The sequence below is a fragment of the Streptomyces sp. NBC_00846 genome, from assembly GCF_045207325.1.
Lineage (GTDB): Bacteria > Actinomycetota > Actinomycetes > Streptomycetales > Streptomycetaceae > Streptomyces.
In genome coordinates this window covers 202485-219966 of record NZ_CP108847.1, presented here as the reverse complement: position 1 = coordinate 219966, position 17482 = coordinate 202485, and the positions used below count along the sequence as shown (strand labels likewise).

Genomic DNA, 17482 nt, shown 5'->3' with positions numbered 1-17482 from the left:
CACATCGCAGGCCGCGACCGTGACCTGCGCCCCCAGCCCGGACAACTCCTCGACCAGACCCTCCGGCGCGACGCCGCCACGGCTGGTCAGCACCAGATGCGGCACACCCCGGCCCGCCAGCCAGCGCGCCACCTCCGCACCCAGCGCACCGGTACCGCCCGTGACCAGCACGCTGCCCGACGGGTCCGGGTCCCACGGCGTGGCCGGCACACCGCCAGGCACCGCACGCTCCAGCCGACGCCCGAACACCCCGGTCCCACGGACCGCGACCTGATCCTCACCCGCACCGGCCGCATCGGCGGCCAGGACACCCGCGAGAAGCTCACCGGCCCGCGCGTCCAGCTCGGCCGGCAGGTCGACGAGACCGCCCCAGCGCTGCGGCAGCTCCAGCGCCGCGACCCGGCCCATACCCCACACCGCCGCCAGATCCGGATCGCCGAGCCCGTCGGAACCGTCCACGGACACCGCACCTCGTGTCAGCACCCACAGCGGTGCGTGCACCCCGGCCAGTGACTGCACCACGGCCAGCGTCTCCGCCCACCCGGACGCGGACAGGACGACACCCGCCAGGCCAGGCAGTCCCGGCACCTCCTCGGCGGACAGGCCGACCACGGTCGCGCCCGCGGCCTCCAACGCGGCGGACACCTCCGGGTCCTCGGTGCCCACGACCGCCCAGATACCGGACAGCACCGCCGTCTCGGGCAGGCCGTCCAGCGGCTGCCAGGTGACGCGGTAACGCCACGAGTCCAGCGTCGAGCGTTCCCGGTGGCGCCGCCTCCACTCCGACAGCGCCGGGAGTGCCGACTCCAGACCGGCGAGTTCCGTCAGGTCCTCACGTTCCACCGCATCCCAGAACGCGGCCTCGATCGGATCACCGCCGTCGCCTGCGACAGCCGTGGCCGAAGGCTCCGGCCAGTAGCGCTCACGCTGGAACGCATAGGTGGGCAGATCGACCGTCCGACCACCCCAACCGGCGAACACCGCCGTCCAGTCGACCTCGGCTCCGGACACCCAGAGTCGACCGGCCGCCGTGAGCACGGTATCGGTCTCCTCGCGGTCCTTGCGCAGGAGGGAGACGAACTCGGCGTCGGTGACGGTGTCCTGGGCCATGCCCGACAGGACGCCGTCCGGGCCGAGTTCGACGCAGCGGGTCACGCCCATCGCTGCGAGTGCTTTGACACCGTCGGCGAAGCGGACCGTGCCGCGGACCTGGTTCAGCCAGTACGCGGGCTGCTGCATGGCGCCGGGTTCGGCGACAACTCCGGTGAGGTTCGAAACGAGGGGAATCCGGGCCGGGTGGAACGTGAGGCCGGCCAGGACGGTCGCGAACGCGTCCAGCATCGGTTCCATCAGCGTGGAGTGGAACGCGTGCGACACGGTCAGAACGGTGAACCGGCGTCCCTGCTCGGCGCATTGGGCGGCGTACCGCTCGATGGCCTCGACCGTGCCGGACAGGACGACGGAGTTCGGGCCGTTGACGGCGGCGATGTCCAGGCCGGAGTCGGCGACCTCGGCCTCGGACGCCTGGACGGCGAGCATGCCGCCGCCCGCGGGCAGCGCCTGCATCAGCCGGCCCCGCTCGGCCACCAGCACGCACGCGTCGTCCAGGTCGAGGATCCCGGCCACATGTGCGGCGACGATCTCGCCCAGGGAGTGACCGAGGAGCACGTCGGGGGTCACGCCCCACGACTCCACCAGCCGGAACAGGGCGACTTCGAGGGCGAAGAGACCGGCCTGCGCCCACATCGTGCGGTCCAGGTCGACGCCGTCGGTCACGACGTCGCGCAGCGGACGCTCCAGCCGGACGTCAAACCGCGCGCACACGGCGTCGAAGGCTTCCGCGAAGACGGGGAACGCCTCGTACAGCCCCAGGCCCATCCCGGGCCGCTGCGAGCCCTGGCCGGTGAAGAGGAACGCGGTCCGGCCGTCAGCGGCCCTGCCCGCGGCGAGCACTTCCCCGTCAGGGGCCAGCACCGTACGGTGCTCCAGCGCGGCCCGTGTCGTCGCCAGCGACCAGCCGACGTCCACCGGATCCAGCTCCGGCCGCCCCGCCACGAACGATGTCAGCCGCTCGGCCTGTGCCCGCAACGCGGTCTCGGACTTCGCCGACACCAGCCACGGCACCAAGCCCGGTGCCTGTCGCGGCGCGGCGACCGGAACCGGCTCGGGCTCCGATTCCGGAGCCTGTTCGAGGATGACGTGGGCGTTGGTGCCGCTGATGCCGAAGGATGAGACGCCCGCGCGGCGCGGACGGTCCGACTCGGGCCAGGGACGCGCCTCGGTGAGCAGTTCCACCGCACCGGCCGACCAGTCCACCTGCGGCGACGGCTCGTCGACGTGCAGCGTCGCGGGCAGCACGCCGTGCCGCAACGCCATGACCATCTTGATCACACCGGCCGCACCCGCGGCCACCTGTGTATGACCGATGTTCGACTTCAGCGAGCCGAGCCACAGCGGCTCACCGGTCTCGCCCCGCTCCTGACCGTAGGTCGCCAGGAGCGCCTGCGCCTCGATCGGGTCGCCGAGACGGGTGCCGGTGCCGTGGGCCTCGACCACGTCGATGTCGGCACCGGTGAGCCGGGCGTTGGCCAGGGCCTGGCGGATCACCCGCTGCTGGGACGGACCGTTCGGCGCCGTCAGACCGTTCGACGCACCGTCCTGGTTCACCGCGCTGCCGCGCACCACCGCGAGGATCTTGTGCCCGTTGCGCTCGGCGTCCGACAGCCGCTCCACCAGCACCGTACCGACGCCTTCGCCCCAGCCCGTCCCGTCCGCGGCAGCCGCGAACGACTTGCAGCGGCCGTCCGCGGCCAGTCCGTCCTGCCGGTCGAACTCGGCGAACATGCCCGGTGTGGCCATCACCGTCACACCGCCGACGAGAGCGAGTTCGCACTCACCGGCACGGAGCGCCTGCCCCGCCCAGTGCAACGCCACCAGGGAGGAGGAGCAAGCGGTGTCCACAGTGACGGCAGGGCCTTCCAACCCGAACACGTAGGCGACGCGCCCGGAGATCACACTCGGCGCGTTGCCGGTCAGCAGATGACCGTCCGCCCCCAGCGTTCCGGGGATGCTGTACCCGGACGACGACGCTCCGGCGAAGACACCCACGCTGCGACCCCGCAGGGACCGCGGGTCCATTCCGGCCGACTCGAACGTCTCCCACGCGGCCTCCAGCAGCAAGCGCTGCTGCGGGTCCATGGCGACGGCCTCACGCGGCGAGATGTTGAACAAGGCGGCGTCGAACCGGTCCACGTCGTGCACGAACCCACCCAGGCCGGCGGCACCGCCGGGCACCTCGGCCGGCCAGCCGCGATTCGACGGGAAGGCGGACATACCGTCCACTCCGCCGGTGACCAGCTCCCACAGCTGGTCGGGAGACGTGACCTCCCCGGGGAACCGGCAGGCCATGCCCACGATCGCCAGCGGCTCGTCGAGCGGCACGACCCGGGCCGGCGCCGTCGGCACCGGCTCGTCGGCTCCGAAGAACTGCTGGGCCAGGTAGCCGCTCAGCACGGTCGGGGTGGGGTAGTCGAACACCAGCGTCGCGGGCAGCCGGAGTCCGGTGGCGGCGGTCAGCCGGTTGCGCAGTTCGACGGCGGTGAGCGAGTCGAAGCCCAGGTCCTTGAACGCCTGACGCTCACCGACCGCGTCGGTCGAACCGTGGCCCAGGACCGTCGCGGCGCTGCCGCGCACCAACTCCAGCAGGAGCTGGTGCCGCTGGGCCTCGGGGACGGACCGCAGCCGCTGGGCGAGTGCCAGACCGGCGACGGACTCCTGCGCGACGGCACGCCGCACCCGGCCGGTGACCAGGCCGCGCAGCAGCGCGGGCACCTCGCCGGCCGCACGCACGGCAGCAAGGTCGAGGCTGACCGGTATCAGGTGTGCTGTGGGTCGGTTGAGGGCGGTGTCGAAGAGGGCGAGCGCCTGCTCGGTGGCCAGCCCGCGCGCGAGCTGGTCCTCAAGATGACCGGTCATCGCACTGGCCTGCTGCCACATGCCCCAGGCGAGGGAGAGGCCGGGCAGGCCGTGTGCGCGGCGGCGGGTGGCGAGGGCGTCGAGGTAGGCGTTGGCGGCGGCGTAGTTGGCCTGTCCGGGGGTGCCGAAGGTTGCCGATGCGGAGGAGTAGAGGACGAACATGGCGAGATCGCTGCCACGGGTCAGCTTGTCGAGGTTGGTGGCGGCGGTGGCCTTGGCGCGCAGGACGGTGTCCAGGCGTTCCTGGGTCAGCGCGGTGACGATGCCGTCGTCGAGGACGCCGGCGGCGTGGACGACGCCGGTGAGCGGGGTCTCGGCGGGGATGGCGTCGAGGACGGTGGCGAGGGCGTCGCGGTCGGCGGCGTCGCACGCCACGATGCTTGCCTGCGCGCCGAGTTCGGCCAGTTCCTCGATGAGAGCGGCTGCGCCGGGGGCGTCGGGGCCCTGGCGGGACAGCAGGAGCAGGTGGCGGACGCCGTGTTCGGTGGCGAGGTGGCGGGCGAGGAGTCCGCCGAGGGTTCCGGTGCCGCCGGTGATCAGTACGGTGCCGTCGGGGTTGGGGCGGACGGGGAGGGAGAGGACGTTCTTGCCGGTGTGCTTGGCCTGGGCCATGTGCCGCCAGGCGGTGACCGCTTCACGCATGTCCCACACGGTCAACGGCAGCGGTGCGAGCACACCCGCCTCGAACAGGGCGACGACCTCGGTCAGGATGCGGCCCATACCCTCGGGACCCGCATCCGACAGGTCGAACGGGTAGTACGGGACGTCGAGGCCGGCCCGGACGTCGGTCTTGCCCATCTCGACGAACCGGCCGCCGGGGGCCAGCAGCCTCAGGGACGCGTCGAGGAACTCGCCCGCAAGCGAGTTCAGGACGACGTCGACACCGCGACCGCCGGTCGCGGTCCGAATCCGGTCTTCGAAGTCGAGGTCCCGGGAGGACGCGATCCGCGAGGGATCCACGCCGGCGGCGATGACTGTGGGCCACTTGGCGGGGCTGGCGGTGGCATACACCTCCAGGCCCCAGTGACGGGCCAGTTGGACGGCGGCCATGCCGACACCACCGGCGGCCGCGTGGATCAGCACGGATTCACCGGCCTTGACCTGGGCCAGGTCCCGCAGTCCGTACCAGGCCGTCGCGAACACCAGCGGCACCGCTGCCGCCTGCGCCCACGACCAGCCCGACGGAACCTTCACGAGCAGTTCCCGGCCCGCCACCGCCTCGTCGGCGAACCCACCGTCGAAGAACCCGAACACCCGGTCACCGACAGCAAGGTCGCCGACACCGGGACCGGTCTCCACGACGACACCGGCCGCCTCGGAGCCCATGACGCCAGGTTCCGGATACATGCCCAGTCCCAGGAGCACGTCCCGGAAGTTCACACCCGCCGCACGGATCTCGACCCGCACCTGGCCGGACTCCAGAGGCAGCGAATCGACCGCCTCGATGTGGAGGGACTCCAGCGTGCCGTCCGTCCCAGGCAGCATTTGCCAGGTGTCGTCCGGCAGCACCAGTCCACTGCCTCCTCCGGCGCGCATCAGGCGGGGCGCCAGCAGCGCACCGTCGCGGAGGGCGACCTGCGGCTCGTCGAGACCGGCGAGCAGCGTCAGGTCCACGTCCTGGTCGTCGGTGGCCGGGTCGGTGTCGACAAGCACGATGCGGTCCGGGTGCTCCGACTGCGCCGAGCGCACCAGACCCCATACCGCCGCACCCACCGGGTCCACGGCACGGCCAGGACCCGCGGGCATGGCTCCCCGGGTCACGACCGCCAGACGCGAACCGAACGTGCTCTCGTCCGCCAGCCACTCCTGCACACCACGCAGCACCTCGCCGAGGACCTGCTCCACCGGGCCGTCACCGGCCGGCAGCACCGTCCACGCCGTCTCACCGGAAGCACCGCCGGGCGGGAGCGCGACCCACTCGACCGCGAAGAGCGCGTCGTCCGCCGCGTTCCCGGACGCCGACAACTGCTCCGCCGACACCGCGCGCGACACCAGCGAACGGACCACCGCGACCGGCGCACCGGTCCCGTCCGCCGCCTGAACCGTGAAGCCTTCGCCCTCGGGACGGATCGCCACCCGCAGCGCGGTCGCCCCGACCGCGAACAACTCCACACCCGACCACGCGAACGGCAACCGCGGCCCACTCGCTTCAGCGTCGGCGCTCGGGACCAGCCCGGAGGGGTGCAGTGCCGCGTCGAAGAGGGCGGGGTGGATACCGAACCCGTCCACCAACTCCGCGATCGCCACCTCGGCGTAGACACCGGAAGCGTCCCGCCAGGCCGCCTGGACGCCCTGGAACGCCGGACCGTAACCGAAGCCCGCACCCGCCAGCGCCTCGTAGAACCCGTCGACGTCCACCGCCTCCGCACCCTGCGGAGGCCACACACTCAGCTCGAAACCCGCCCCCGAAGCAGCCTGCTCCGCCAGCGAACCGGACGCGTGCAGCGTCCATTCGTCCACGCCCTCGGCACGGGCATGGACATGCACCGGCCGGTCACCCGAAGCATCCGGGCCCTCGACCCGCACCTGAACCTGCACACCACCCGACTCCGGCAGCACCAGCGGAGCCCGCAGCACCAGCTCCCGCAACAGACCGCAGCCCACCTCCTGCCCCGCCCGCAGCACCATCTCCACCAACGCGGTCCCAGGCACCACCACATGCCCCGACACCACATGATCGGCCAGCCACGGCTGGGCGTCCACAGACAGCGAGCCGGTCAGAAGACTGCCGGCGCCCTCGGCCAACGAGACCGAGGTCCCCAACAATGCATGTCCAGAGGCGAACTGACCGCTCCCACCCGGCACCGACTGCGGCCAGTACCGCTGGTGCTGGAACGCGTAGGTCGGCAAAGCGACATGGCGGCCGGTGAGCACCGCCCGCCAGTCCACGTCGACACCCGCCTTCCACGCCTCGCCGAGGCTGGTCAGCAGGCGGCGCATGCCGCCCTCGTCGCGTCGCAGGGTACCCAGTGCCGTGGCGTCGGCCCCGGTCGCGTCGATGGTCTCCTCGATGCCCACCGTGAGTACGGGGTGGGCGCTGACCTCGACGAAGGTGCGCATCCCCTGTCCGAGGAGGGCACGGATCGCGGTCTCGAACTCGACCGTGGAGCGCAGGTTGTCGAACCAGTACCGGGCGTCCAATCCACCGTCGACGGTCTCGCCGGTCAGGGTGGACAGCATCGGAACCGTGCCGGTGGCCGGAGTCAGCCCGGCCAGGTCGGCCAGGATCCGCTCCCGGAGCCGGTCCATCTCCGGCGAGTGCGACGCGTAGTCCACCGGAATGCGGCGCGTGCGGATGCCCTGGCGTTCGCACTCGGCCATGAAGGAGCCGAGGGACTCTGCGTCGCCGGAGACGACAATGGACGACGGACCGTTCACGGCCGCCACCGACACCGTGCCCGGCATCAGGCCCTCGACCGCTTCCCGGCCGGCAGCCACGGACACCATGCCCCCACCACCGGCCACCGCCACCAAAGCCTGCGACCGCAAGGCCACCACCCGCGCCGCATCGTCCAGCGACAACCAGCCCGCCACACACGCCGCAGCGATCTCACCCTGCGAATGACCCACCACCGCGGACGGCACCACACCCGCCGAACGCCACACCTCCGCCAGGGACACCATCACCGCCCACAGCACCGGCTGGACCACATCCACCCGGTCCACATCACCATCCCGCAACAACACATCGGTCAACGACCAGTCCACAAACGGAGCCAGTGCGGTCCCGCACTCCTTCAGCCGCTCCCGGAACACCGGCGAGGCATCCCACAACTCCCGCGCCATGCCCACCCACTGCGAGCCCTGACCCGGGAAAACGAACACCACACCACCGGACACGGCGGTAGCCGACGCGGCCACGGACAGCCCGGCCAGCAACTCCTCCCGGCCCTCCCCCACGACCACCGCACGATGCTCCAACGCAGCCCGCGTCGTCGCCAGCGACCAGCCCACGTCCACCGGGTCCAGCTCCGGCCGCTCCGCGACGAACGAGGTCAGCCGCTCCACCTGCGCCCGCAACGCGGCCTCGGACTTCGCCGACACCACCCACGCCGACACACCCGGAACAGAGGTCTCTGCAACCGCAGCCTCCGGCTGCGGGACCTGCTCCAGAATCACGTGCGCGTTCGTACCCGACATGCCGAACGACGACACACCCGCACGCCGCGGACGCTCCACCGCAGGCCAGGCCCGGGACTCCGTCAGCAGCTCCACCGCACCCGCCGACCAGTCCACCTCCGCCGACGGCTCGTCCACGTGCAACGTCGCCGGCAGCACACCGTGCCGCAGCGCCATCACCATCTTGATCACACCCGCGACACCCGCGGCTGCCTGCGTGTGACCGATGTTGGACTTCACCGACCCCAGCCACAGCGGCTCGCCGGCCTCGTCACGGTCCTGGCCATACGTCGCCAGCAGCGCCTGCGCCTCGATCGGATCCCCGAGACGCGTACCGGTGCCGTGCGCCTCGACGACATCCACGTCCGCGCCCGTCAGCCGGGCATTCGCCAGCGCCTGACGGATCACCCGCTGCTGCGACGGACCGTTCGGCGCCGTCAGACCGTTCGACGCACCGTCCTGATTGATCGCACTGCCCCGCACCACCGCCAGCACCTGGTGCCCGTTGCGCTCCGCGTCCGACAACCGCTCCAGCATCACCAGGCCGACGCCCTCAGACCAACCAGTGCCGTCGGCGGCCGAGGAGAACGCCTTGCACCGGCCGTCGCCGGCCAGCCCGTCCTGCCGGTCGAACTCGATGAACGCGCCCGGTGTGGCCATCACCGTCACACCACCGGCCAGCGCCATGTCGCACTCACCCGACCGCAGCGCCTGACCCGCCAGATGCAACGCCACCAGCGACGACGAACACGCTGTGTCCACCGTCACCGCCGGGCCCTCCAGCCCGAACGCGTAGGAAACCCGCCCTGAGATCACACTGCTCGCGGTACCGGTCAGCATGTGTCCTTCGGCACCCGGGATCCCCGCCGCGCCGTAGCCGGACGACGCCGCGCCGGCGAACACGCCGACGCTCCGGCCACGGAACGACCGTGGGTCCATTCCGGCCGACTCGAACGTCTCCCAGGCGGCCTCCAGCAGCAGCCGCTGCTGCGGGTCCATCGCCAGCGCCTCACGAGGGCTGATCTCGAAGAGTCCGGCGTCGAAGCCGTCCGCACCGTGGACGAACCCACCAAGTCGCGTCATGTCAGCGAGCGCCTCGCTCGGCCAGCCACGGTCGAAGGGGAACGGCGAGATGCCGTCCCTCCCGTCGGCGACCATGTCCCACAGCTGCTCGGGGGACACGACCTCCCCCGGGAAACGGCAGGCCATTCCCACGATCGCCAGCGGCTCATCGCTCACGTCCGACGTGAGCTGACGGGCCGACTCTGCGATCGCCTCCGACTCGCCGAAGAACTGCTGGGCCAAGTAGTCGCTCAGCACGGCCGGGGTGGGGTAGTCGAACGCGAGCGTCGCGGACAGCCGCAGGCCGGTGGCGGCAGTCAGCCGATTACGCAGTTCCACCGCGGTGAGCGAGTCGAAGCCCAGCTCCTTGAACGCCTGACGCTCACCGACCGCGTCCGTCGAACCGTGGCCCAGGACCGTCGCGGCGCTGCCGCGCACCAGCTCCAGCAGCATCTGGTGCCGCTGGGCCTCGGGGACGGACCGCAGCCGCTGCACCAGCGCCAGACCGGCCACGGACTCCTGCGCGACCGCCCGCCGCACCCGCCCGGTGACCAGCCCACGCAGCAGCGCGGGCACCTCACCGGCCGCACGCACCGCAGCAAGGTCAAGATTGGCCGGCACCAGGTGTGCCGCCGAGCGTCGCAGTGCGGTGTCGAAGAGGGCGAGCGCCTGCTCGGTGGCCAGCCCGCGCGCGAGCTGGTCCTCAAGATGACCGGTCATCGCACTGGCCTGCTGCCACATGTCCCAGCCCAGCGAGAGACCAGGCAGGCCCTCCGCACGCCGACGGACAGCGAGGGCGTCGAGGAAGGCATTCGCGGCCGCGTAGTTGGCCTGCCCCGGACTCCCGAACGTCGCCGACGCCGAGGAGTAGAGGACGAACATGGCGAGATCGCTGCCGCGGGTCAGCTTGTCGAGGTTGGTGGCGGCGGTGGCCTTGGCGCGCAGGACGGTGTCCAGGCGCTCCTGGGTCAGCCCGGTGAAGACACCGTCGTCGAGGACACCCGCCGCATGGACTACACCCGTCAGCGGAGCCTCGGCGGGGATGCCGTCGAGGACCGCCGCGAGGGCATCACGGTCGGCCGCGTCGCAGGCCACGATGCGTGCCTGCGCGCCGAGTTCGGCGAGTTCCGTGACGAGGTCGGCTGCGCCGGGGGCGTCGGGGCCCTGGCGGGACAGCAGGAGGAGGTTCCTCGTGCCGTGTTCGGTGGCGAGGTGGCGGGCGAGGAGGCCGCCGAGGGTTCCGGTGCCGCCGGTGATCAGTACGGTGCCGTCGGGGTTCGGGCGGGCCGGGAGGGAGAGGACGTTCTTGCCGATGTGCTTGGCCTGGGCCATGTGCCGCCAGGCGGTGACCGCTTCACGCACGTCCCACACGGTCAGCGGCAGTGGCTGGAGGGAGCCCTGTTCGAAGAGGGCGACGACCTCGGCGAGGATACGGCCCATACGCTCGGGACCTGCGTCGGTGAGGTCGAACGGGTAGTACGGGACGTCGAGGCCGGCCCGGACGTCGGTCTTGCCCATCTCGACGAACCGACCGCCGGGGGCCAGCAGCCTCAGGGACGCGTCGAGGAACTCGCCCGCAAGCGAGTTCAGGACGACGTCGACACCACGACCGCCGGTCGCGGTCCGAATCCGGCCTTCGAAGTCGAGGTCCCGGGAGGACGCGATCCGCGAGGGATCCACGCCGGCGGCGACGACCGTGGGCCACTTGGCGGGGCTGGCGGTGGCATACACCTCCAGGCCCCAGTGACGGGCCAGTTGGACGGCGGCCATGCCGACACCACCGGCGGCCGCGTGGATCAGCACGGATTCACCGGCCTTGACCTGGGCCAGATCCCGCAGTCCGTACCAGGCCGTCGCGAACACCAGCGGCACCGCTGCCGCCTGCGCCCACGACCAGCCCGACGGAACGCGCACCAGCAGACGGCGGTCGGTCACGGCCTCCGTCACGAACCCGCCCTCGAAGAACCCGAACACCCGGTCACCGACAGCAAGATCGTCAACGTTCGTGCCCACCTCGACGACCACACCGGCCGCCTCGGAGCCCATCGTGCCGGGAACGGGATACATGCCCAGGCCCAGGAGCACGTCCCGGAAGTTCACACCCGCCGCACGTATCTCCACCCGCACCTGGCCGGGGCCCGGCTCCTGCACGTCGGCGGCGGCGACGTGGAGAGACTCCAGAGTCCCGTCGGTGCCCGGCAGAAGGCGCCAGGTGTCGTCGGGCAGCACCAGTCCACTGCCTCCTCCGGCGCGCATCAGGCGGGGCGCCAGCAGCGCACCCTGACGGATGGCGACCTGCGGCTCGTCGACACCGGCCAAGAGGGCCAGGTCGAGCTGTTCCTCAGATGCCGGGTCGGTGTCGACGAGCACGATGCGGTCCGGGTGCTCGGACTGCGCCGAGCGCACCAGACCCCATACCGCCGCACCCACCGGGTCCACGGCACGGCCAGGACCCGCGGGCATGGCTCCCCGGGTCACGACCGCCAGACGCGAACCGAACGTGCTCTCGTCCGCCAGCCACTCCTGCACACCACGCAGCACCTCGCCGAGGACCTGCTCCACCGGGCCGTCGCCGGCCGGCAGCACCGTCCACGCCGTCTCACCGGAAGCACCGCCGGGCGGGAGCGCGACCCACTCGACCGCGAAGAGCGCGTCGTCCGCCGCATTCCCGGACGCCGACAACTGCTCCGCCGACACCGCACGCGACACCAGCGAACGGACCACCGCGACCGGCGCACCGGTCCCGTCCGCCGCCTGAACCGTGAAGCCTTCGCCCTCGGGACGGATCGCCACCCGCAGCGCGGTCGCCCCGACCGCGAACAACTCCACACCCGACCACGCGAACGGCAACCGCGGCCCACTCGCTTCAGCGTCGGCACTCGGGACCAGCCCGGAGGGGTGCAGTGCCGCGTCGAAGAGGGCGGGGTGGATACCGAACCCGTCCACCGACTCCGCGAATGTGACCTCGGCGTAGACACCGGAAGCGTCCCGCCAGGCCGCCTGGACGCCCTGGAACGCCGGACCGTAACCGAAGCCCGCACCCGCCAGCGCCTCGTAGAACCCGTCGACGTCCACCGCCTCCGCACCCTGCGGAGGCCACACACTCAGCTCGAAACCCGCCCCCGAAGCAGCCTGCTCCGCCAGCGAACCGGACGCGTGCAGCGTCCATTCGTCCACGCCCTCGGCACGGGCATGGACATGCACCGGCCGGTCGCCCGAAGCATCCGGGCCCTCGACCCGCACCTGAACCTGCACACCACCGGACTCCGGCAGCACCAGCGGAGCCCGCAGCACCAGCTCCCGCAACAGACCGCAGCCCACCTCCTGCCCCGCCCGCAGCACCATCTCCACCAACGCGGTCCCAGGCACCACCACATGCCCCGACACCACATGATCGGCCAGCCACGGCTGAGTATCCATGGAGAGACGGCCGGTGAGGAGCACGCTGTCCGCGTCGGCGAGGGCCACCACGGAGCCGAGCAGCGCGTGCTCGGCTCCCTGGATGCCCAGTGCGCCCGCGTCCGCGCCGAGTACGCCCGGCTGCGGCCAGTAGCGCTCGCGCTGGAAGGCATACGTCGGCAGGTCGACCGTCCGGCCGCCCCAGCCGGCGAACACCGCGCGCCAGTCGACGTCCGCGCCGCAGGCCCACAGACGACTCACGGCGGTCAGGGCGGTGTCGGTCTCGTCGCAGTCCTTGCGCAGCACAGGCACGAACACGGCGTCGGAGACCGTCTCCTGAGCCATGCCCGACAGCACACCGTCCGGACCCAGCTCGACGTGCCGCGTCACGCCCATCGCGTCGAGCGTGGCGACACCGTCGGCGAACCGGACCGCCTGCCGCACCTGACGCAGCCAGTACGCCGGCTGCTGCATGGCACCCGGCTCGGCCACCGCACCCGTCAGGTTCGACACGACAGGAATCTGCGCCGGGTGGAAGGTCAGACCGTCCAGCACGGCCGCGAACTCGTCCAGCATCGGCTCCATCAGAGCCGAGTGGAACGCGTGCGACACCGACAGGACGTTGAACCGCACGCCGCGCTCGGCGCACTCCGCGGCATACTGCTCGACAGCCTCGACCGCGCCCGACAGGACGACGGAGTTCGGGCCGTTGACGGCCGCGACGTCCAGGCCGGAGCCGACGACCTCGGCCTCGGTCGCCTGCACGGCGAGCATGCCGCCGCCCGCGGGCAGCGCCTGCATCAGCCGGCCCCGCTCCGCCACCAGCACGCACGCATCGTCCAGGTCGAGGATCCCGGCAACGTGCGCGGCGCTGATCTCGCCCAGCGAGTGGCCGAGGAGCACATCCGGGCTCACGCCCCACGACTCCACCAGACGGAACAGGGCGACTTCGAGGGCGAAGAGGCCGGCCTGTGCCCACATCGTGTGGTCCAGGTCGACGCCGTCGGTCAGAACCTCCCGCAGCGGGCGCTCCAGCCGGGCATCCATCCGCGCGCACACCGCGTCGAAGGCTTCGGCGAAGACGGGGAACGCCTCGTAGAGCCCCAGCCCCATGCCCGCACGCTGCGACCCCTGCCCCGTGAACAGGAACGCGGTCCGGCCCTCGGCCGCCACGCCCTCGGCGAGCGTCGTTTCCCCCGCCAGCACCGCACGATGCTCCAGCGCGGCACGGGTCGTGGACAGCGACCAGCCCACGTCCACCGGATCCAGCTCCGGCCGCTCCGCGGCGAACGACCTCAGCCGCTCCACCTGAGCCCGCAGTGCAGGCTCGGACTTCGCCGACACCACCCACGGGACCGCCTGCGGGGTCCACGTCTGCAGGTCGATCGGGGCGGGCTCCAGTGCCGGCTCCGCTTCCGGTGCCTGCTCCAGAATTACGTGGGCGTTCGTCCCGCTGATCCCGAACGACGACACACCCGCACGCCGCGGACGCTCCACCGTGGGCCAGGCACGCGACTCCGTCAGCAGTTCCACCGCACCGGCGGACCAGTCCACCTGCGGCGACGGCTCGTCGACGTGCAGCGTGGCGGGCAGCACGCCGTGCCGCATGGCCATGATCATCTTGATCACGCCCGCGACACCTGCGGCGGCCTGCGTGTGACCGATGTTGGACTTCACCGAGCCCAGCCACAGGGGCTCGCCGGCGTCGCCGCGCTCCTGGCCGTAGGTCGCCAGCAGCGCCTGCGCCTCGATCGGGTCACCCAGCCGGGTGCCGGTGCCATGCGCCTCGACGACATCGACATCGACGCCGGAAAGCCGGGCGTTCGCCAGAGCCTGGCGGATCACCCGCTGCTGCGAGGGGCCGTTCGGCGCCGTCAGACCGTTGGACGCACCGTCCTGGTTGACGGCACTGCCGCGCACCACCGCGAGGATCTTGTGCCCGTTGCGCTCAGCATCCGACAACCGCTCCAGCATCAGGACACCGACGCCCTCGGCCCAGCCGGTCCCGTCGGCCGCCGAGGCGAACGACTTGCACCGGCCGTCCGACGCCAGCCCGTCCTGCCGGTCGAACTCGGTGAACACGTTCGCCGTGGCCATCACGGTCACGCCGCTCGCCAGCGCCAGGTCGCACTCGCCCCCCCGAAGTGCCTGTGCCGCCCAGTGCAGGGCGACCAGCGACGACGAACACGCCGTGTCGATCGTGGCCGCCGGACCCTCGAGTCCGAACGCGTACGCCACCCGGCCGGAGATCACGCTGTTCGCCGTACCGGTCAGCAGGTGACCGTCGGATCCTGGGACACCGCCGTAGCCGTATCCGGACGAGGACGCGCCGGCGAACACGCCCACGCTGCGGCCTCGTTGCGCACGCGGGTCCATTCCCGCCGACTCGAACGTCTCCCATGCGGCCTCCAGCAGCAGCCGCTGCTGCGGGTCCATCGCCAGCGCCTCACGCGGCGAGATCCCGAACAGGCCCGCGTCGAACCCGGCCGCGTCATGGACGAACCCGCCCATGCCACCGGCCGCCTCGGCCACATCGGCCGGCCAGCCGCGGTCCGCCGGGAACACCGACATGCCGTCCGTCCCGCCGGCGACCAGGTCCCACAACCGCTCCGGCGAGTCGACTCCACCCGGGTAGCGGCAGGCCATGCCCACGATCGCGATCGGCTCGTCGGCCGCGCCCGCCCGGGCCGGCACCATTTCCGCGGGCCGGTCCGCGCCGAGAAGCTGGGCCTGGAGGTACTCCGCCAGCACTCGCGGCGTGGGGTAGTCGAACGCCAGCGTCGCGGGCAGAGTCGTCCCGGTGTGCGAGGACAGCAGGTTGCGCAGTTCGATCGCCATCAGCGAGTCGAAGCCCAGGTCACGGAACGCCCGCCCGGGTTCGACCGCCTGCGCGGCGGAGTGCCCCAGCACGCTCGAAGCCTGCTCCCGCACCAGCTCCAGCAGCCTCTCCTGCTGCCGCTCCTGGGGCATCGACGTGAGTTCCTGACGCAGCGGCGACTCCGCGCCGGGAGCGCCGCCCGGGGCGGTGTCGGCCAGGGCGGCCGCCTCGGGCAGGTCGCCGAGCAGCGCACTGCGCCGTGCCGAGGTGAAGGCGGGCAGGAAGGTGGGCCAGTCGACGTCGGCCACCGTCAGCGTGCCCGGTCCCGAGTCGATCGCCTGGGCCAGTGCCCGCATCGCGAGCTCCGGATCCATCGTGTGCAGCCCACGCCGACGCAGGTACTCCTCCGTCTCGCCCTCGGTGGCCATGCCCACCTCGGCCCAGGGGCCCCAGGCCAGGGATGTGCCGGGGAGTCCGCGGTCGTGGCGGTGCTGGATCCAGGCGTCGAGGAAGGCGTTGCCGGCCGCGTAGGCGGCCTGGCCGCCGCTGCCCCAGGTGGCGGCGATCGACGAGAAGACGACGAAGAGGTCGATCCGCAGGCCCGACGTCAGTTCGTCCAGCAGGACCGTGCCCTCGACCTTGGCCCGCACCGCGTCCGCGAACGCCGCGGCGGTGGTCTGCTCCAGCCCTGCCGAGTTCCCGATGCCGGCGGCGTGCACGATGCCGGTCAGTGGTGTGTGAGTGGGGATGCGGGCGATGACTTCGGCGAGGGCGTCGCGGTCGGTGACGTCGCAGGCGGCGACGGTGACCTGGGTGCCGAGGCGGGCGAGTTCTTCGGTCAGGCCGTCGGGGGCGTTGCCGCTGCGGCTGGTGAGGACCAGGTGGGGGGTGCCGCGGTGGGCGAGCCAGCGGGCCACGACGGTGCCGAGGGCGCCGGTGCCGCCGGTGATCAGGACGGTCCCGGTGGGGGTCCACGGGGTGGTGGGCGGTGTGGTGGTCGGGGCGTGCAGGACGCGCCGGCCGTGGAGCCCGGAGTCGCGGACGGCGACCTGGTCCTCGCGGCCGTCGGCGAGGACGCCGACGAGGCGTGCTGCCGTGTTCGTGTCGGTTGTGGGGTGGGTGTCGGTTGTTGCGGGGAGGTCGATGAGGCCGCCCCAGACGTGGGGTGCTTCGAGTGCGGCGACGCGGCCCATGCCCCAGATGGTGGCCTGGGCCGGGTTGGTCAGCGGGTCCGATGCCGTGGTGGACACGGCGCCGCGGGTGGTCACCCACAGGGGGGCGGTGAGGTGGGTGTCGGTGAGTGCCTGGAGCAGGGTCAGCACGCCGGCGAGGGGTGCGGGGATGCCGTCGTGTGCGGGCTGGTTGGTGAGGGTGTCGGCGAGGAGCAGGATGCCGGACAGGTCGGGGGCCTGGGCGGCGAGGTGTTCGAGTGCCGCTTTCCGTTCGTGGCGTGTGGCCGTGGCGTTGTCGTGGGGGGTGTCGAGGGGGAGGGTGAGGACGGTGGCACCGGCTCCGGTGAGAGCGGCCGTGATGGTGGCGGTGGTGGTGGTGGGGTCGCCGGTGGTGGCGAGGATCCATGTGCCGGTGAGGGTGGGTGTGGTGGGGAGGGTGGTGAGGGGTTTCCAGGCGACCTGGTAGCGCCAGGAGTCGATCACGGAGCGTTCGCGTCGGCGGCGTCGCCAGGTGGCGAGCACGGGCAGGACCTGGCCCAGGGAGGCCGGGGGTTCGGTGAGTTCGAGTTCGGTGGCCAGTTGCTGGAGGTCTTCGCGTTCGACCGCGTCCCAGAATCCGGTCTCGGCCACCTCGCCGCTGGTGGGTGCGGCGATCGGCTCGGGCCAGTACCGCTGTCGCTGGAAGGGGTAGGTGGGCAGGTCGACCGTCCGGCCGCCCCAGCCGGCGAACACCGCGCGCCAGTCGACCTCGACACCGCAGGTCCACAGTCGACTCACGGCGGTCAGGACGGTGTCACTCTCGTCGCGGTCTTTGCGCAGAACGGGGACGAACACGGCACCGGTGGCGGTGGCGGTGTCCTGGGCCATGCCCGACAGGACACCGTCGGGGCCGAGTTCGAGGTAGCGGGTCACGCCCATGGTCTGGAGGGTGGTGACG

At 72.0% G+C, this 17482-nt stretch carries 1 protein-coding gene (running past both ends of the window); it reads right to left on the bottom strand.

The whole window is internal to a type I polyketide synthase gene (locus tag OG936_RS38395; protein WP_331755246.1) on the bottom strand: the coding sequence, 31428 nt in all, runs 1164 nt past the left edge and 12782 nt past the right edge, and what appears here is coding positions 12783–30264 — codons 4261 (partial) to 10088 (complete); the first complete codon in reading order (the gene reads right to left) occupies positions 17479–17481. The start codon and the stop codon both lie outside this window.